The organism is Bartonella henselae str. Houston-1, assembly GCF_000046705.1.
GTDB lineage: Bacteria > Pseudomonadota > Alphaproteobacteria > Rhizobiales > Rhizobiaceae > Bartonella > Bartonella henselae.
This window is the reverse complement of record NC_005956.1, coordinates 1,184,576-1,204,151: the sequence shown is the minus strand read 5'-3', so window position 1 is coordinate 1,204,151 and position 19,576 is coordinate 1,184,576. Positions and strand designations below refer to the sequence as shown.

Annotated in this window: 10 protein-coding genes and 1 tRNA gene; 6 read left to right on the top strand and 5 right to left on the bottom strand. The window is 36.9% G+C overall.

Features of this window, described 5'->3' with window-relative positions:
* Window positions 1–212: 212 nt before the first annotated feature.
* From miaA to ilvC, 5 genes are all read left to right on the top strand, one after another.
* Complete coding sequence (miaA, locus tag AYT27_RS05580) at window positions 213–1,085, top strand: tRNA (adenosine(37)-N6)-dimethylallyltransferase MiaA (protein WP_011180944.1); 873 nt, start codon at window positions 213–215, stop codon at window positions 1,083–1,085.
* A 271-nt stretch (window positions 1,086–1,356) separates the two neighbouring features.
* Entirely contained in the window at window positions 1,357–3,156 is a 1,800-nt protein-coding gene (locus tag AYT27_RS05575) for an acetolactate synthase 3 large subunit (protein ID WP_011180943.1), read from the top strand.
* Window positions 3,157–3,565: 409 nt separating this feature from the next.
* Window positions 3,566–4,687, top strand: coding sequence for an ATP-dependent DNA helicase (locus AYT27_RS05570; protein ID WP_011180942.1), 1,122 nt, complete (start codon window positions 3,566–3,568; stop codon window positions 4,685–4,687).
* An 84-nt stretch (window positions 4,688–4,771) separates the two neighbouring features.
* The gene (locus AYT27_RS05565; RefSeq protein ID WP_011180941.1) at window positions 4,772–5,506 is read left to right on the top strand and encodes a pyridoxine 5'-phosphate synthase; all 735 of its coding nucleotides are present in this window, start codon (window positions 4,772–4,774) and stop codon (window positions 5,504–5,506) included.
* A 1,616-nt stretch (window positions 5,507–7,122) separates the two neighbouring features.
* Entirely contained in the window at window positions 7,123–8,142 is a 1,020-nt protein-coding gene (gene ilvC, locus AYT27_RS05560) for a ketol-acid reductoisomerase (RefSeq protein ID WP_011180940.1), read from the top strand.
* A 95-nt stretch (window positions 8,143–8,237) separates the two neighbouring features.
* Here the strand turns inward: ilvC and AYT27_RS05555 are convergent, their stop codons facing one another.
* Together AYT27_RS05555 and AYT27_RS05545 are read right to left on the bottom strand one after the other, a co-directional pair.
* Complete coding sequence (locus tag AYT27_RS05555; RefSeq protein WP_011180939.1) at window positions 8,238–9,638, bottom strand: amino acid permease; 1,401 nt, start codon at window positions 9,636–9,638, stop codon at window positions 8,238–8,240.
* 1,390 nt (window positions 9,639–11,028) lie between these two features.
* Window positions 11,029–11,104, bottom strand: a tRNA-Lys gene (locus tag AYT27_RS05545).
* Window positions 11,105–11,579: 475 nt separating this feature from the next.
* On the opposite strand from AYT27_RS05545, the gene AYT27_RS05535 reads away from it, so the two are divergent.
* The gene (locus AYT27_RS05535; protein ID WP_034447910.1) at window positions 11,580–13,148 is read left to right on the top strand and encodes a TerC family protein; all 1,569 of its coding nucleotides are present in this window, start codon (window positions 11,580–11,582) and stop codon (window positions 13,146–13,148) included.
* Between the two features lie 681 nt (window positions 13,149–13,829).
* Here AYT27_RS05535 and AYT27_RS05530 read toward each other — a convergent pair.
* From AYT27_RS05530 to secD, 3 genes are all read right to left on the bottom strand, one after another.
* Window positions 13,830–14,783, bottom strand: a complete 954-nt coding sequence (locus tag AYT27_RS05530; protein WP_011180937.1) for a lysylphosphatidylglycerol synthase transmembrane domain-containing protein — start codon at window positions 14,781–14,783, stop codon at window positions 13,830–13,832.
* Window positions 14,784–14,829: 46 nt separating this feature from the next.
* On the bottom strand, window positions 14,830–16,563 hold the full coding sequence (gene ybaL / locus AYT27_RS05525; RefSeq protein WP_011180936.1) for a cation:proton antiporter domain-containing protein: 1,734 nt from the start codon (window positions 16,561–16,563) through the stop codon (window positions 14,830–14,832).
* A 104-nt stretch (window positions 16,564–16,667) separates the two neighbouring features.
* Window positions 16,668–19,181 (bottom strand): protein translocase subunit SecD, encoded by a 2,514-nt coding sequence (secD, locus tag AYT27_RS05520; RefSeq protein WP_011180935.1) that lies wholly within the window; start codon window positions 19,179–19,181, stop codon window positions 16,668–16,670.
* Window positions 19,182–19,576 lie beyond the last annotated feature (395 nt).

The following is a 19,576-nucleotide window of genomic DNA, read 5'->3' as shown; positions in this document are numbered from 1 at the left end:
TTTTTAGGTATTGTTATCGTGTTCATTTTTCCTTTTTTCAAAGGGTGCAGAGTTATCATAGGTACTTTCTTTTTGTTCATTAAAGGGATTATGATTGTATTTTCTTTAAAAGCATTCACATTTATGACGATGGAGATGAAATACAAGGTCTTTGGAGTTGCTCGTGCGTGTTGCACGAAGTTGTTGAGTGATGGATGTAAGGATTTCCATTTATGAAAGGGAGAACGATTACCTTGATAGCAGGGCCAACTGCGAGTGGCAAATCAGCGCTTGCCTTACAAATAGCTCAGGAAAAAAATGCTCTCATTATTAATACTGATTCAATGCAGGTTTATGATGTTTTAAATATTTTAACGGCAAGGCCTACACGGACTGATACTGCAACTGTTCCGCACTATCTTTATGGTTATGTGAATCCTGCTCTTCACTACTCAGTGGGACAGTGGTTATGTGATGTTAGCAAGCTTTTAATGACATTTACGTCGAAATCACTTATTTTTGTTGGTGGAACAGGACTTTATTTTCGTGCTCTTTTAGAGGGAATTTCAAAAATCCCTGATATTCCAGATGTTGTGCGGCAGAAATGGCGACTTCGGCTTGATAAAGAGGGAGCTGAGAACCTTTATCGCCAATTGTGGCAGGTTGATGCTGTTCTCGCTGAGAAAATTTCTTCACAAGATGGACAACGTATTGTTCGTGCTTTGGAAGTTTATGATGCAACTGATAAAAAGCTAAGTTGGTGGCAGAAGAAAAAAACAACACCTCTTATTGCGCGAAATTGTTCAGAAAAACTTCTTCTCATTCCACCGCGTCAGTTGCTTTATGAACGTATTCATAAACGGTTGGACTCTATGATTGAAAAAGGCGCTTTAGAGGAGGTGATTGCTATGAAAAAGCTTGCGCTTTCTCCTTTGTTACCGGCGATGAAGGCTATTGGTATACCTGAATTTATAGCTTATTTGGATGGGAAGCAAAGTTTTGAGGAGGCTCTTGAAATGGTGAAGACACAAACGAGGAGGTATGCAAAAAGGCAAATAACATGGTTTCGTAATCAATTTGATGAAGAATGGATGCTTCTTTCTTGATAAAAGAGTCAAGAATCCTAAAGGATAATGTAAAAAACTTAATTATGCATGGAATTTTTTAAGAAATATAATTTTTTATTGACGGATGGTATCAATGGAATTAGAAATCTCTTTATAAGAAAGATTTTTCTTAATATATTTTGTGCATTGGAGTAATGGGGGGATAATCATACAATCTATGTTTTGTGTGTAGTAGGCTCTCTAAGAGCCTTTTTTTATGGGCTCTTCTGGGGTCTTTTTTTATTGTGCTATCAAGTAGACGAGTGGGAAAATGACAAATCATCCAAGAATGCAAGAGAGTGCGAACGGAAAAAAAATGTTGGGCGCTGAAATGGTGGTTCAAGCTCTTATTGATCAAGGGGTTAAACATCTATTTGGTTATCCTGGTGGGGCTGTCCTTCCTATTTTTGATGTACTTTATCAACAGGATTCACTGCAGCATATTTTGGTGCGTCATGAACAAGCAGCAGGTCATGCTGCTGAAGGTTATGCACGCAGCACAGGGAAGGTCGGCGTTATGCTTGTGACTTCTGGTCCAGGGGCAACGAACGCTGTAACACCTTTGCAAGATGCACTTATGGATTCTATTCCTCTTGTTTGTTTTTCTGGTCAGGTGTCAACAACTGTGATTGGAACAAATGGTTTCCAAGAGGCTGATACAGTTGGTATTACAAAGTCCTGTACGAAACAAAATTGGTTGGTTAAAGATGTAAATGATCTTGCCGCTATCATTCATGAAGCTTTTGCTGTTGCTCAATCAGGACGTCCAGGGCCAGTTTTGGTTGATATTCCTAAGGATATACAATTAGCTTCAGGTGTTTATAGAGCGCCTCAAGTTTTGGTATCTAGGCATTTTTCTCCACAGTTGGAAAGGAATATTGAGGCTATTGAATGTGCTGTTTCTCTTTTAGAAGAAGCAAAACGTCCTGTTATTTATTCTGGTGGTGGTGTTATTTCATCAGGTCTTCAAGCTGTACAGCTTTTGCGTGATTTGGTTCAATTGGGAGATTTTCCGATTACTTCAACACTCATGGGACTTGGTGCTTATCCGGCTTCTGGTAAAAATTGGCTTGGAATGCTTGGAATGCATGGAACTTATGAAGCTAATATGGCCATGCATGATTGTGATGTTATGCTGGCTGTTGGGGCACGGTTTGATGATCGTATCACTGGGCGGCTTGATGCATTTGCACCTCATGCGCGCATTATTCATATTGATGTTGATCCTTCTTCTATCAATAAGATCGTAAAAGTGGAAGTTCCAATTATTGGCGATGTGGCTGATGTTTTAGGAGATATGATGCAATGTTTGCATAGACAGCAACCAATCTTTAAGAGTGAAGGCCGTGATGCGTGGTGGAAGCAAATTGATTGCTGGAGAGCTCGTAATTCATTAGCATACCCTAAGAAAAAAGATATTATTATGCCACAATACGCTCTTGAACGACTTTATGCTCTTACTAAAGATGTGAATGCTTATATTACGACTGATGTTGGGCAGCATCAGATGTGGGCTGCACAATATTATCACTTTGATGAGCCAAACCATTGGATGACTTCTGGTGGTCTTGGAACTATGGGTTATGGTTTGCCTGCTGCTATTGGGGTACAAATCGCACATCCTGATGCATTTGTTGTATGTATTTCTGGTGATGCTTCAATTCAAATGAATATCCAAGAACTCGCAACGGCAATGCAGTATAACACACCAGTGAAAATTTTTATTTTGAATAATCAGTATATGGGTATGGTCCGCCAGTGGCAGCAGTTGTTGCATGGTAATCGTCTTTCTCATTCTTACACCGAATCAATGCCTGACTTTGTGAAATTGGCACAAGCTTATGGAGGGATTGGTATTCATTGTTCCAAACCGGATGAACTTGATGATAAAATACAGCAAATGATTGACTGTGACAAACCAGTTCTCTTCGATTGCCGGGTTGATAATTTAGAAAATTGTTTTCCAATGATCCCATCTGGGTGTGCACATAATGATATGCTATTACCTGACGAGGCTCATGATGAAGCAGTTGCCAATGCTATTTCCGCTGAAGGACAATGTTTGGTTTAAGGAGTTTGCAATTACGATAACACGGATTTAAACTTTTGCTTTAGTGACTTTTTTTACTTTGAATATGATTCAACAGAAGCTCAATATGTAGGTTGTTTTAAGTTTATTGCATATAGTGATTTGGCTGTTCATATTGTTTTGCTGTAGAATAAGGTGTTTTGTTCAATAAGAATGAGTTTTGATTAAGGTATGTGATACAAGTTTTGCATGGGGCAAGATTGAGAATGTGAAAGCGTTTTGTGCGAAAATTTCACGGGTAGGAGGGGTGATGATTATGCTGTGAAAATGGGAGAATACTCATGTATCAAAAATTCCTAATGACAAAGATTTTTTGGGGAGTAGGATTTTTCTTAATAGTGGGGGGTGTTAAGTGCTTGCTCTTTTTATACGAATCTTATTTTGATAAATTATGCAGTTTTCACCGGAACAGGATAATGCATTGAAGGCTGTCTCTGCGTGGTTGAAGGAGGGGCGTTCTCCACTTTTTCGTCTCTTTGGCTATGCAGGAACAGGGAAGACGACACTTGCTCGTTATTTTGCAGAAACGGTTGATGGCTCTGTCCAATTTACTGCGTTCACAGGTAAGGCGGCTCAGGTTTTGCGTTCTAAAGGTGCAAGCAATGCTTGTACTATTCATTCACTGATTTATTGCCCGCGTGGGGAGGAAGAAGTTTCCGATGAAGTCACCGGAAAAAAGTCTATTGCACCGACATTTGCATTAAATCGAAGAAGTGCGGCTGCACAAGCGAAGCTCATTATTGTTGATGAGTGTTCGATGGTAGATGAACAATTAGCCCGTGATTTAATGAGTTTTCGGACACCAATTCTTGTTCTTGGTGATCCAGGTCAGTTGCCTCCTATCTCAGGAGGCGGTTTTTTTTCCAATGGTGTACCAGATTTTCTTCTCTCAGAAATTCATCGACAAGCGCGGGATAATCCTATCGTTCGTTTAGCTATGGACGTGCGTGAAGGACGTGATATTCCTTATGGTAATTACGGAGCAGCTCGCGTTGTTACACGCAAAGAGGTTCATCAGCAATTGGTTTTGGATGCTGATCAGCTTTTGGTGGGGATTAACCGAACACGTTACCTTTATAATAAACGTTTGCGTGTATTGAAGGGCTTTACGGCAGCTTATCCACAAGCAGGAGACAAGCTTGTGTGTTTGCGCAATGATCCGGCGAAAGGCTTGTTAAATGGCTCTTTATGGAAAGTAATGACTTCACAGAAGGAAACTGTTAAACCCGGTGTTAATCTTCTTGTTAAGCCAGAAGAGAGTGAGCGTGGAGTAGTGAAGATTAAGCTTTTAAAAGCATTGTTTGAAAATCCTGATAGTGATATTTCATGGCAATTAAAAAAAAGATATGATGATTTTGATTATGGATATGCATTAACTGTTCATAAAGCACAAGGGTCTCAATGGAATAATGTTGTTTTATTTGATGAAAGTTTTGCATTTCGTGATATGTCTGCGCGCTGGCTTTATACCGGGATTACTCGTGCGGCAGAGCGTTTAACCATTGTTCGATAGAGAAAATTATTTTTATTATCTGGGCTTATGCTGTGAAATGTATTTTTTTCTATCTTTTAATTATGTATGCAAATGGGAATATGTATGGCAGTAAAACTTTCGGTTAATCTCAATGCTGTTGCTGTTTTACGCAATCGACGTAATCTTCCATGGCCAAATATAAAGAGTATTGGGCATATAGCGCTTACAGCTGGCGCAGCAGGTTTGACGGTTCATCCGCGACCGGATGAACGACATATTCGTTTTGCTGATTTGCCAGATATACGTTGTTTAATTAACAGCGCTTTTCCTACTGCAGAGTTTAATATTGAAGGTTATCCAAGCGATAGATTTTTGGATTTGGCAGAAAAATATGCTGATCAGATTACCCTTGTCCCTGATGATCCAGCTCAATCAACCTCCGATCATGGTTGGGATTTTGCTCATAATGCGGAATTTTTGGCGCCTATTATTCAACGCTTGAAAGAAAAGAAAATTCGTGTGTCGTTATTCGCTAATCCTCTTGTAGATGGCCTTGACATTGCTAAAACAATTGGTGCTGATCGTGTGGAGTTTTATACTGGACCTTATGGTGGTGCATTTAAAGATAAGACAAAACAGGATCAAGAGTTGAAGAAACTTATTTTAGCGGCAAGAAAGGCCAAAGAGCTGCAATTAGGTGTTAATGCAGGTCATGATCTGACAATTACTAACCTTCCTGCTCTTGTTAATCATATTTCTTGGCTTGATGAAGTCTCTATTGGTCATGGGCTTATTGCTGATGCATTAGAATACGGAATGTATGAGACTGTTCAGCGTTTCATCCGGTTATTGTCTTAATTCTTTTCTCCTTTATTCAATTTTATGAATGAGATTTTATAAAACTCTACAAATTCTGATTCATAAGAATAATTTTGCATATGTTTGATAAAGAATAGAGCGCTGCTTTTTTCTGATATGGTTTATAACTGTGTATTAATTTTGTATTGATGTTTTTCGGTTGTGAAGATGTTTTTTAGTGAACACTTTTCCATTTAAGCTTTCAGTAAAGCTAAAAAAAATATTTTTAAGTTATTTTTTTATTTTTAAAATTGTACTCCTTTGTTTGAGGAGTGTTTTTAATGTGGAAGAGGCAAGATTGATTTTTTATACTAGATTTGTGCATCTCAGAAAGATTTGAAAGTAAGATGCGAATGATGGTTGTTTTATTTGTAAAAGATTAAGAGTGTTACTAGGAGAAGTATGATATCAAGTTAGAGGTTGACAAAAAATTTATCGTTTATGGGGGATAAGTTTTGCAGATGCTTGTGAGAAATGAAAACCTTTACTCTATCGTTTTAGTGAAGAAGTTCATATTATTGAAAAACTGAGTCTCAATGGTGAAAGTTTCTTCTCACTCTTAGGAAAGTGTGACTTTATTCATATATCCATGGGCATGGGGTGGCTTAGAATCTATCGATAAATCTTGTGAATTGTGTTGTCAGAAGGAGACATTAGTTTTTAGAAAAACTTTCTAAGAGCTAGTGGTATGGATGGTGATCTTGAAGATTTGTGTTTTCTCTATTCGTATTTATCAATGTGTTGAAAGCTCTAGATTGTGTGGCAGATTATAGAGAATGTCAGTATGAGAGGGAAGCGTTGGAAAAAGTAAACCTAAGATTTGATCACCTAAAAGTCTACACTGTTCTGAATGCCTTAAGTTAAACTTTATACTTTGAGGCTTAATAGTATCCAAGCAGTTTAGATTGTTGAAGGGCAAGAAATTACACAAGTTGTTTCTGATATGATAATAGTGGTTGGTGTTAAGAGGCATAAAGAGAAGAAATAAGCAAGCAGAATGCATTCCTTTTTCCCAATTAAGAACATAATGCAAAACGATGATGAACTTTTTGAGAAAGTACACTACCTTATCGAGTATTTTTTCAATAAATCAAATACTTAAGATGTGTTTTCTAATGATTGGATAAAAAAGCTTCTTCTGTTATAGGATTATTGTTTTAAGCTTCAATTTTCCTCAAGGGTTGGATGTTAAGTGCAAAAATCTAAAGTATAACTACGGTGCTCATTTTATAATTTTTCTTGCTATCCACTTTAATTTAGTTCATGTTTAGAGATCACATCGGTATCTTAACTTTTAAGGGTACAATGGTTCGTTGTGCAGAAGAAGATTACAATTCAAAGTCTCTATTTTTCTTCGGTAGTATTATTTTGTATAACATATTATTTTTTGTAGAATAACGGCTGAAATTTCTTTTTGGATCTCAATATGTTTTTGTAAAGATTGGGGCATATTTTTTTGTATGCAATCTATATCTTTTAAGGTTATTCAATTGTAGTTCTGTTGTGAAGAATGATTTGTTTATTCTAGTGTGTGAAGCACTTAGGGGTGGTTTTAGCTTTTTATTCAATAAAAAATCTAAAATTCAGTTTTAATATAAAGATAAGGAAGTATTTTCATGCGTGTTTATTATGATCGTGATGCGAATGTTAATTTAATTAAAGAAAAAAAAGTGGCTATTGTTGGTTATGGTTCACAAGGGCGAGCGCATGCTTTAAATCTGAGAGATTTCGGTGTTAAAAATGTGAAAATTGCTTTGCGTTCGGAGTCGGCAACAGTTAAAAAAGCTGTCGCAGACGGTTTTGAGGTTGTTTGTGTTGCTGAAGCGGCAAAATGGGCAGATCTCATCATGATGGCAACGCCAGATGAATTGCAAGCTGATATTTATAAAGAGCATATTCATGATCATTTACGTGATGGTGCTGTAATTGCTTTTGCGCATGGTTTGAGTATTCATTTTGGTCTCATTGAGCCTAAAAAAACAGTTGATGTCGTGATGATTGCTCCTAAGGGTCCAGGTCATACAGTTCGCAATGAATACCAAAATGGTTGTGGTGTTCCTTGTTTAATTGCTGTTGCACAAGATGCTTCAGGGCATGCCCATAATGTAGCATTGTCTTATGCATGTGGTCTTGGTGGGGGACGTGCTGGAGTGATTGAAACGACATTTAAAGAAGAGTGTGAAACTGATCTTTTTGGTGAACAAGCTGTTCTGTGTGGTGGTCTTGTTGAGCTTATTCGAGCAGGTTATGAAACACTAACAGAAGCAGGCTATGCGCCGGAAATGGCTTATTTTGAGTGTTTGCATGAGGTTAAATTGATTGTTGATCTCATGTATGAAGGTGGCATTGCAAATATGAATTATTCCATTTCCAATACGGCGGAATGGGGCGAATATATGTCTGGTCCACGCGTGATTACAGATGAGACAAGAGCAGAAATGAAGCGTATTTTGAAAGATATTCAGACAGGTAAATTTACATCGAATTGGATTCAGGAATATAAAGCCGGTGCTGCTCATTTTAAAGGGATGCGCCGTTTGAATGATAGCCATCCTATTGAAGAAGTTGGGAAAAAACTCCGTTCTATGATGCCTTGGATAAAGGCGAATGCTTTGGTTGATAAAGAACGTAATTGAAGTTTATATGAAATATTAGTAAACAGCTTTTACGCTTTATGTACAAAAAGGGTAACTTTGGTTACCCTTTTTTGATATGCCTTTTATGTATAATTTTATTTATTATCTTGAGCAGTTTTTTTTCTTATAAACATAAAATATGTTATGCCTAAGAAAATAAACCAAAATATACTGTATTTTAAAGCTGTTAGAGTATCAGATTCTAATGTCAACAAATAGAGCATGAAAGCAAAAAAAGCTAAAATAATCCCGCATGTGATAACACCTCCTGGCATTTTGTAGACGGATTCAGTATGTAAATGGGGGTGGTTGTGGCGATACACAATATAGCTAACTAAAATTACAGACCATACGAATAAAAATGCAATTGCTGGAATGCTGCTCACGATTGTAAAAGCACTGATGATGCTTGGAGATGATGATGCAATTGTGTATCCTAATAAAATACATAAGCAGGAAAAGAATAGGGCATTGGCTGGAACATGGTATTTGGAAAGTTTTCCAAAAAACCGAGGTGCACCTTTTTGTGTTGCAAGCCCATATATCATGCGGCTGGTAGAAAAAATACCACTATTTGCTGAAGAGGCAGCTGAGGTGAGAACAACAAAATTTATCAAACCAGCAGCTATCGGAATGCCAGCAAGCCAAAACATCGAGACAAAGGGACTTTTTTCTGGAACAACTTGATCCCAAGGTGTGACTGACATTATTACAACGAGAGAAAAGATATAAAAGAGTACAATACGAAGGGGTATTGCATTAATTGCCTTTGGTAGAACTTTTTTAGGTTCTTTAACTTCCGCTGCAGTTGTTCCGGCAATTTCTATACCACCGAAGGAAAAAATGGCTATTTGAAATCCAGCAAAAAAACCTGGAATTCCTCGAGGAAAGATATTTCCATCGTTCCATACGTGACTGAGAGAGGCAACAGTACCATTTGGAGAGGTAAAGCCAGTACAAATCATGTAAAATCCAACAACGATTAATGCCAAAATTGCTAAGACTTTAATAAGACCAAACCAAAACTCAAGTTCACCGAACATTTTTACTGCAAGGAGATTAAGGGTTAAAAAGAAAATAACGCAGGAGAAAACGATAATCCATGAATTGAGTGTTGGCCACCAAAAATGCATATAAGTAATGATGGCAATAATATCTGCAGCTCCAGTTACAACCCAGCTCAACCAATAGCTCCAGCCGACAAAAAAAGCAATTCCTGGTCCTAGCATATCGGTTGAAAAATCAATAAGAGACCGGTATCGTGAGTTAGAAAGCAATAATTCTCCCATAGCACGCATTACAAAGTATAAGGCACAACCAATAATAGCATAAACTAGTATGATGGAAGGGCCTGCTACGCTGATTGTTTTTCCTGATCCCATGAAGAGACCTGTTCCAATAGCACCACCCAGGGCTATAAGTTGTACGTGACGGTTATGTAATCCACGTTGTAATTTCTTCTTAGGATTATTTTCTGAATTTTGTTTATAGTCCATTTTTAGGAGGTTCCCTTTAATTATTGAAAATTACGCTGAAAAAGATAATCTTGCTCATCGAAGCATGATATGAATGAGGAGTAAAGGAGAAAAACATTTTTTATGACTTCATGTGGATAAAGAGAAAGAATATGGAATTAGCCTGGTATACTATTTCACTCTCGAGTAATGCAACAGATATTTGGTACAGGTTTTTAAGTTTTAGCTGAGATAGCGGATAAGAAGATTTAGTGTTATATGAGAGTTATAAGTTGTTTAGGCTACCTAGAGGTTATGGCAAACTCTATCTTTTGTAATTTTAAGTCTTTTAGTTGTTTTATATGTCATAGTAGAAAAGAACTTTGATTGTCAGTTAAATAGGGTAGAGAATTGTCATATTGCTGAAGAAAAAATTTCTAATGACAAAAAATTTTAAATGATTTCTTCATTGGTAATTTCCGTTACGATAAAAAGATCAAAAATAAAAAAGCAAACCCTGATATTCGTTTATTGTTGATTTTAGTGATGCAAAAGTCGTTAATCAGCGATCTGGCATTGAGTTCTGGTGATTTTTCTTATTGCTGAAGGATGATTTTGATGAATATTTCATCCAGAAATATTATGGTTTTTTCAATCATTTTAGTGATTTTTATTTGGTAGTATAAATGAAACAAAACTCTTTTCTTTTGTGGAAATATTTTGCACAAAGGAAGTGAAAAAGACTATCAGTTCTTTAATCCTAAAGTTGTAAAGAAAAATCTTTTTCAGATGATTATACTATTTGGTAGAATCTTACGAGAACTTCGCATTGATCATAGAGAAGGTCTTTTAGATAGAGTGGAGGAAAAAGTTGTATCCGTAGCATTTTCTTTTTTGTAGAGATTGAAAAAAATCTATTTGTGGGGGATGAAAGAGAAAATAAAAAGGCAATATAGTTTTGAAAGAAACAAAGGTTCTCTTACAAAGAGAGGCAGATAGTTGTTATAAGAATTTCAAATAATTTCTTTTTAGTCTATTTCATTGCAAAATTGTTATGATATTTGTTTAGGGAATTGTATTCTCTGAGACATATGCAAAGGAAGGCTTTTATTGTTGACGTATCAGAATCAGAAAGAGGATTTATTTGAAGCGATCTTACAAAAGAGATTAAAAAGATTCAAACAACCTATTGAATATCTTTGAAATCTCCTCCTTGAAAACCTCTTTAAAATATTTTGAAAAAAATAGTCGGTATAAAATTTATGATATATAAAATCTGCTGACAGACAATATTGTTAAAAAAGTATACGGATAAAAAAGGCGCACTTTACAGAGGAAAGTTTGAGGATTTTATTCCTGAACTTTCATTTACGTATTGCGCATCTTAAAAAGAACATGAAAATCAATATATTAAACGCAATATAAAAACAGCTGGTGGGTGATGAGGGAATCGAACCCACGACCCGCTGATTAAGAGTCAGCTGCTCTACCGACTGAGCTAATCACCCACGGTTACTCAAACAATGAGAATGAAGGGTTCTATAACGCTCCTAAGGAGCTATGTCTAGATGGTTTTATTGTTTTTTATTGAAAATGCTAAAGTCTATAGCTAAACTCGCTGTAAGGTTAAAAATATACTGTAATACCTCTTGATCTTATCTAAAAATAGACCCATTATAAAGAGCTTTATAAACTAAGTGTTCTGATTATTATGCAGAACGGGAGTTGGAGGATTGTCGAGCGTAATGCCCGAGCAAAATATAGAGGAACCTTTTTGTGGTTACAAGTGGTGTGGGCCATCGTTCTATTTTATCAACTTTATCAATAATTATGTGCGTTTAAGCAATGTTTTGTTGTTGCTTGCTTTGTTTGCAGTTTGTTTGCGTTCAATGGTTTTGTTCAATTATGAGAATGAAAGCTCATGAGTTTGTTTTGTCAACAGTGCGCTTTTGAGCTTTTAAAGACATTTTTAAAAGGTGAACTATGATGGAATGGATCGCTGATCCCCATGCGTGGTTTGGCTTGGTTACTTTGATTTTTCTCGAAATTGTTTTAGGAATAGATAACCTTGTCTTTATTGCAATTTTAGCTGAAAAATTGCCGCTACATTTGCGTGATCGTGCACGCTTGATCGGTCTCACTTTAGCATTAGTAATGCGGTTTTTTCTGCTTACGGTTATTGGATGGGTGATGAATCTCGATACGATGATTTTTGCATTCTCATCCTTTGTGTTTAGTTGGCATAGCCTCATCTTAATTGGTGGTGGTGCTTTTTTGCTGGCAAAGGGAACGTTAGAGTTACATGAAAGATTAGAAGGTGCAGTGCATGAAAGAAAAACAGATGTTGCTTATGTCGTTTTTTGGCAAGTAATTGTGCAAATTGTGGTGCTTGATGCTCTGTTTTCTTTAGATAGTATTATTACTGCAACGGGTATGATTGCAAAAGAGCAGGCAGCGGTTATGTATATAGCAGTCATGGTTGCTATGAGTGTGATGATGTGGGGATCGGGCGCTCTTATGCGTTTTATTAATCGTCATCCCACTATTGTGATCCTTTGTCTTGGCTTTTTGATGATGATTGGTTTTGCTCTCATTGTTGAAGGGTTTGGTTTTCATATTCCAAAAGGGTATTTGTATGCCGCTATTGGTTTTTCTGTTCTTATTGAAGTTTTTAATCAAATTGGACGTCGTAATCGTGAAAAAATGATTACAACAAATGATCTACGTGGTCGAACAGCTGATGCTGTTTTAAGACTCTTAGGGGGTGGAAACAAAGATGGTAATCTGAGTGAGACTGTAGATGTTATTGCTGAACAGGCCGCAGCTTCTGAGTTGTTTCGACCGGAAGAAAAAGAAATGATTCGTGGTGTTCTCGATTTGGCTGATCGTCCTGTTCGTTCTATTATGTCACCGCGTAATGAGATTGAGTGGTTGGATCTTAATGGTGATGAAAGTGAAATGCGTGAAGAATTACAAAAGGTTAAACATAGTCGCTTAATTCTTGCACGTGAAAAAGTGGATGAGTTTGTTGGCGTTGCTTTGACTAAAGATCTTCTGTTGAATTTGGCTGAGGGAAAAAAGATTAATTGGAAAAAAGCTATGCGAGAACCCCTCGTTGTTCATGAAAATACAAGTGTATTACGATTGATGGAGCAATTACGTCATTCTTCAATTCAGCTTGCAATTATTGTTGATGAGCATGGATCTTTTGAAGGGATTGCAACACCAACCGATATTCTTGAAGCTATTGCAGGTGATTTTCCTGATGATGATGAGGAACTCATGATAGCAGAAAAGCTTGAAGATGGAAGTCTTCTTGTTGAGGGGTATGCTGATATTCGCCGTTTAAGTGGGTATCTTGAGCGTAATTTTGTTGATGAGGCAGATCGTTATACTACTTTGGCAGGATTTATGCTTTGGCGGTTTGGTCATTTACCAAATGAAGGTGAAAGCTTTGAAGCTGATGGTTTACGCTTTAAAGTTATTGAAATGGATCGCCGTAATATATCTAAAATCCTTATCTCTCCACTTGTCTTGCAGGAAAAAAGCTAATTATTGGGAAAGTCCAAGTGATAGGAAAATGCTTTCTTCTTAGAGAGAGTGAAAAGAATAAAGAGATTAGCTTTATAATGGTATTTTTATTATTTGCAGGCTTTTAAATGTCAAATGATGGAGATAGGCAAATGCTTGAATTATTCATGAGTTTTCATATCAAAAGAAGGATTTTTATCGATGATTTGCGAGAGAGGTTCAAGTAGAAAAATGGTGTGCAGTGCTTTTTTAAATAGCCATGAATCTCAAGAATAGTGATTATATCTGTTTTATTTCTGCATTTTTTAAAGAAAAAATTTTTTCAAATTATTGCTCGTAGTTTATATAATTGTTTATAAGACCTCCTTTTATTCTTTTCTTTCATTAAAAGTATGAGAGAAGGTTATTATATTGCAAAAGAGCAATCCAATATTTAAAATCGATTAAAGAGGATAGACATTGTTGTTTTTCATGGCAGAGCTATTCAGGGAGCTAATCAAACGGTTTTTTGAAAGAGAATTTAAATATCAAATATTTTTTATATTTTGAACGGTGAGCTGGGGTTGCTTTGAAAGAGAGACGCTTCAATACACAATCTTAAAAAAGATAAATGAAAATACTGGTCGTTTGATTGACATATGAGCTCAAATTCAGTGCGGTTATCGTTATTCATTTGCGAGAAAAAGGAGAGACGGTTTTTATTTACTTAGGTGGTGTTTTGCGCGTTTTTTTGCAATATTGTTGAGTTTCGAAAATTGCTACAACAAATAACGAGATAATGAGTGGTATGATTAAATAAAGCATTCTAAATACAATAAGTGCTGCAACAACATCGGTTGGATTTATACTGGACATGCCTGTTATGAATAAAGCTTCAAGAACACCAACTCCTCCAGCGGGGGCATTGGAGAGAAGCGTTATTGTGAAAGATGCCAGGAAAACACCAAGCACAGAAATAAAATGAACATCTGTATTGTGAGGGAGCACAGCGTATATAATTCCTGCTGCTCCTAAAAGCTCTAAGGGGCCGATAAGAAGTTGTTGAATGACAATTTTCAACTTTGGATAAGAAAGTTGAATTTTTTTCCCTAGACGTAGGGGTTTTAATTGAAGCCAGCTACCAAAAATATAGAGTGCTGTACAACCGAGTAAAATTACACCAACTGCTGTTCCAAGCCATTCAGGAAGATCATTATAAATAAGAGTGATAATTTCGGGTTGCAAAATTAAAACAATTCCAAAAAGTAAGACTGTACCTATTACAAAAGTAAAAGAGCAAAACCCTACTAATATCGCAATTTCCGTTCCACTTAATCCTTTCATTTTATAGGCGCGGTAGCGCACGACTGCACCAGAAAAAACTGAAGCGCCAATATTGTGTGAAAGTGCATAGGTGGTAAACGAACATAGAGCAATAAAAAACCAAGAAATCTTATGGCCGAGATGTTGTAAAGCAATTCGATCATATCCAGCAAGAGCAGCATAAGCTAAAAGAGAGCACAAACAGGCTAATAGCCAGTGTTGTACACTTAAATTGCTTAGTCGTTCCAGTACATCACTGAAAGAAATGGCAGAGAGCTTTATATAAAGAATTCGGATAGATATCAGCATGGCTAAGATACCGATAAATGGCCATATCAATTGCTTCATTTTCATGCTGTTTTATCCGTTTTTGTTTTTATATGTTTTCTGTAAATATCATTCATGATTGCGCAATATTTTTTATGAATCTCTGTCCAGTTATATGCTCAATAACACCATTTGCGATTTCTTCTTCATCAGTTACTACAATATCTGCGCCTAAATCAATGAGATAAGCTGTATCTACATCGGATAGTGTATGTGTGATTATCTGGATATCCTTATTCATATCACGTATATTCACTATACATTCTCCTACTTCAATAGTATTGCACATTGTAATAACAACTTTGTACGCATTGCTCATATTTGCAGCATTCATGACATCTTGTTTAATGATATTACCGCAAATGACCTCAAAACCATCTGCAATCGCTTTATCAGTAAGGCGTTTTGATTCCTCTACGATAACTACAGGATCACCTCTGTTTATTAAAGATAGTGCAACACATTTACCAATACGGCTGTAACCAATAATTACGATATGATTTGTTTTTGAGGTCATTGGTAAAAATTCTTGGTCAGGGTCTTTCGGATCAATATCAATGATTTTTTGTGTGTCTTGTGAGTTTTTAGGCAAATTTTCTAGATGTTTTTTAATTTTATCAAAGGCAATAAAAATGAGAGGATTGACTAAAATAGAAAGAATTGCCCCTCCAAGGATAAAGTCATGAGCATCGTTGTTTAAAAGCCCAAGGCTTAAACTTAAACCTGCAAGGATAAAAGAAAATTCTCCAATTTGGGCGAGGCTGGCAGAAATTGTGCAAGCTGTTGCATTAGAGTAGCGAAAAGCTTTAAGGATGAAAAAGGCACCAGCAGATTTTCCTATTATAATAATGAATAATGTTGCTAAGAGAGGAAAAAAGTGAGACAGTATTTTTCCTGGGTCAAATAACATGCCTACAGAAACAAAGAAGAGAACAGAAAATGCATCTCGCAGGGGTAAAGACTCTTCAGCAGCACGATGGCTTAATTCTGATTCACTCATAACCATACCTGCAAAAAAGGCTCCAAGGGAAAGAGAAACACCAAATAAATGAGCAGCTCCGAAAGCTACCCCTAGTGCGGTAGCAAAGACACTCAGACGAAATAATTCACGTGATCCTGAATGTGCACTTACTTTTAATAACCATGGTATAACGCGTCGTCCAATCACGAGCATGAGAATGATAAATAGAATAACTTTTAAAATGGTGAGACCAAAAATTCCCCAAATACTTAAGTCTAACCATTGAATAAGAGGATCAATGGCTTCTTTTTTCGTATTGCCAAGGATATTTGCCAGTGATGGTATGAGAACAAGTATCAGAACCATCGCTAAATCTTCAATAATTAACCAGCCAACAGCAATGCGTCCTTTTTCTGTTTCAATAAGATGGCGTTCTTGCAAAGCACGTAAGAGAATAACAGTACTTGCTGTTGATAAAGCTAAACCGAAAACTACACTACTGCTTAAACCCCATCCCATGATTAAGCCAAGGCACGAGCCTAGAAAAGTAGAAAATGCCATTTGTGCAATGGCAGCAGGGATAGCAATAGCTTTGACAGATAACAGGTCTTTCAATGAAAAATGCAGTCCAACACCAAACATTAGCAAAATGACACCAATTTCAGCAAGTTGGTTGATAATACCGGAATCTATTCTAAAACCGCCTGTGTTTGGTCCTACAATAACACCAGCTAATAAGTATCCCACAAGTGGTGAGATACGCAAACGACTGGCAATCATTCCTAAAAGAAATGCTAAGCATAAACCTGCAACGATTGTTGTAATAAGTGGCGTATCATGGAGCATAATATTTATGACTTTTTCAAAAAAAATGAATTCATTAAAGCGACTATAGCTTTTTTTATAAGAAAAGAGGAATGGTATTTCATATATGAATTAACGTGGCATTTTTATTGTAGTGTCGTGTTTGTGTGATTATTTCTTTTACGCCACCAATTCCCAAGTAGTAGTAAAATAGGAGCAGCAATAAAGATTGAAGACGATGTTGCAATAATAATTCCAAATACCATAGGAAATGCAAAATTATAAACAGCGCTTCCGCCCCATAATGCCATAGGGAGCATAGCGAGAACTGTGGTAGCGGATGTAAAGAGACAGCGTATAAGAACTTGATTAATTGAAAGATCAATTAGTTCACGTAGTGACATTTTTTTATAAAGGCGCATATTTTCGCGCATTCGATCATAAACCACTACTTTATCATTTATGGAATAACCAACAATCGTTAAAAGAGCGGCGATGGCAGTTAAATTGAAATCAAACTGAAATAAAGCAAAAAAACCAATCATTTTTGTGGTGTCTAGGATGAGCGTTACAATTGCCCCAACTGCAAAAAACCATTCGAAGCGTAACCATATATAAAGAGACATGGCAATTGCCGCAAGAATAACCGCAGTAAAAGCAGCTGTAGCAAGTTCACCTGAAATTTTGGGACCAACGACTTCTATTTGATCGAATGTAGCATTAGGATAAATATTGTGTACTGTTGTTTTCACCTTATCAATAGCAGTGGTTTGTTGTATTTCACCACCACTTTGTTTTTGAATGCGGATGAGCACGGTGTTTGCATTATCCATATTTTGTAGCGTAACTTCACCGATATTAAGGGTAGAAAGTTGTGAACGTAAGGTTGTTAAATTTGCTGGAGCTTTGGTAGTAATGCTCATTTGGCTACCGCCAATGAAATCAATTCCGAAATTCAAGCCAGGTTTAAAAAACAAAAAAATAGAAGCAAGCGATAAAACAATTGAGACACCAATACCAATGAATCGCGCTTTCATAAAGTGGAAAGTTGTATTTCGTGGGATGATATTGAAAACAGAGTGAAGATGCAGAGCTTTAATTTTCCATTTACGGACAACCCAAATCATCATGATGCGCACAATGGTGATATTTGTAAACATGGAGATGATAATACCAAGCAACATTGTGACAGCAAAACCGCGAACAGGACCGGTGCCAAACCAAAATAGTAAAATAGTTGCAATAATTGCAGTAACGTTGGCATCAATAATGGTCGCGAAAGCTTGTTTGAAGCCACGATCCAAGGCAGCAAAGGCGCTGATGCCTTTTCGACTTTCTTCACGGATACGCTCATTGATAAGAATATTAGCGTCAACAGCGATACCGATGCCTAAAATAATACCAGCAATACCTGGTAGTGTGAGTGTAGCACCGAGAAGGCTTAGTGCGGCAAATGTTAAAATAGTGTGGAGTGCTAGTGCGATATTTGCAATAATACCCCAAACTCCGTATAGAAGAAAAATAAAAACTGTAACAAAAACAAAGCCAATGATACCTGTGTAAAGCCCCATTTGGATGGCATCAGCACCAAGGTTTGGACCTACAGTTCTTTCTTCAATCACCGTTAGCGGTGCCGGTAAGGAACCAGCCCGTAAGAGAGCTGCTAGAGTCGATGCTTCTTTGGGATCAAAATTTCCTGTAATTTGGCCTTGTCCGTTGGGAATGACACTATTAATAGTTGGAGCGGTTAAAACTTTGTTATCAAGAACGATTGCAAAAGGACGGTTAATATTTTGTCGTGTTATGTCCGCGAATATTTTTGAGCCCGTGGAATTCATGGTAAATGAAATAATAGAACGCCCTGGCATTTGCGGGTCAAAACCTGCGCGAGCGTCTTTGAGGACATTTCCATCCAAGGCGATTTGGTCATAAATCGCATAGCGTTGTGTTTCATCAGTATAACCAGGAAGGATTGAAACACCTGTGGGTAAGTTATTTATATCCACGTTGGAGGGAACAAGATGAAAGGTCATCTTAGCGGTTGTTCCTAATAGATCGCGTAACTGCTTTGGGTCTTGTAGACCAGGCAACTGAACCATAATACGATCAGTTCCTACCTTTTGGATGGCTGGTTCCGTTACACCAACCTGATCTATACGACGACGGATGATTTCTAAGCTTTGCTCAATAGCATTGCTGATACGTTCTTTTATACCAGCTTCGGTTAACATGACACGGATAGTTTTATCTTGAGCACTGATAGTGATATCATCGGCTGTAGTTCCAAAACTGCTGTGTATAGGTGTAATCAATGTTTTTAAAGCAGAAACAGCTTTTTCACTTTCTGTTGGATCAGAAATAAGAGCAATTACGCTATCCTCGAGAACACGAACGCTTGATGTGCGGATTTGCTTTTCACGAAGTATATTTCGCACATTGCCTAAAACCATGTGTAGTTGATCACGTTTTAGTGTTTTTGTATCGACTTCGAGGAGGAGGGAAGAGCCTCCTTGAAGGTCAAGACCAAGTGTTACACGAGTGTCAGTTAGGAATTTTGAGTTTTTAACTTGTTCTTGTGAAAATAAGTTGGGCAAGGCAACGTAGATGCTGCTTAAAAGGATAAAACAATAAAGAGTAATTAACCAACCGGGTGTGCGCATGATATATTCCGCTAATAGGCAATCTAATGGTTATTAAAATGAAACGCAGGAGTAAGATAGGATGACGGTTTCATAGTTCAAGAAAAAGGAGGAGTACGTTTGTTTGTAAAACATTGCATCTGAAAATTATTAAGTTGTGTGCAAATAACTATGGCAGCTATTAAAGATGTATTCAATACTAGGATACTTTGAAAAGTCCTAAAAGGCAAAACATAATCTTTATGGAGTGTTAAAAACTTTTTGTTTGTAGTTGTTGTAATGTTCAATTGATCATACTTGTTTTCTAAATCAAATGCATTAATTGTAATGACATTACTGACATGGGGGGGCAATCAGATGAATATATGCTTCTAGATCATTGATTAATAATATGCCTAAGCTGGACAGAAGCAACC

Excerpts from the sequence above, each read along its gene's own strand:
- miaA (WP_011180944.1), top strand. The coding sequence starts at position 213 with ATGAAAGGGAGAACGATTACCTTGATAGCAGGGCCAACTGCGAGTGGC.
- AYT27_RS05575 (WP_011180943.1), top strand. The coding sequence starts at position 1,357 with ATGACAAATCATCCAAGAATGCAAGAGAGTGCGAACGGAAAAAAAATG.
- AYT27_RS05570 (WP_011180942.1), top strand. The coding sequence starts at position 3,566 with ATGCAGTTTTCACCGGAACAGGATAATGCATTGAAGGCTGTCTCTGCG.
- AYT27_RS05565 (WP_011180941.1), top strand. The coding sequence starts at position 4,772 with ATGGCAGTAAAACTTTCGGTTAATCTCAATGCTGTTGCTGTTTTACGC.
- ilvC (WP_011180940.1), top strand. The coding sequence starts at position 7,123 with ATGCGTGTTTATTATGATCGTGATGCGAATGTTAATTTAATTAAAGAA.
- AYT27_RS05555 (WP_011180939.1), bottom strand. The coding sequence starts at position 9,638 with ATGGACTATAAACAAAATTCAGAAAATAATCCTAAGAAGAAATTACAA.
- AYT27_RS05535 (WP_034447910.1), top strand. The coding sequence starts at position 11,580 with ATGATGGAATGGATCGCTGATCCCCATGCGTGGTTTGGCTTGGTTACT.
- AYT27_RS05530 (WP_011180937.1), bottom strand. The coding sequence starts at position 14,783 with ATGAAAATGAAGCAATTGATATGGCCATTTATCGGTATCTTAGCCATG.
- ybaL (WP_011180936.1), bottom strand. The coding sequence starts at position 16,563 with ATGCTCCATGATACGCCACTTATTACAACAATCGTTGCAGGTTTATGC.
- secD (WP_011180935.1), bottom strand. The coding sequence starts at position 19,181 with ATGCGCACACCCGGTTGGTTAATTACTCTTTATTGTTTTATCCTTTTA.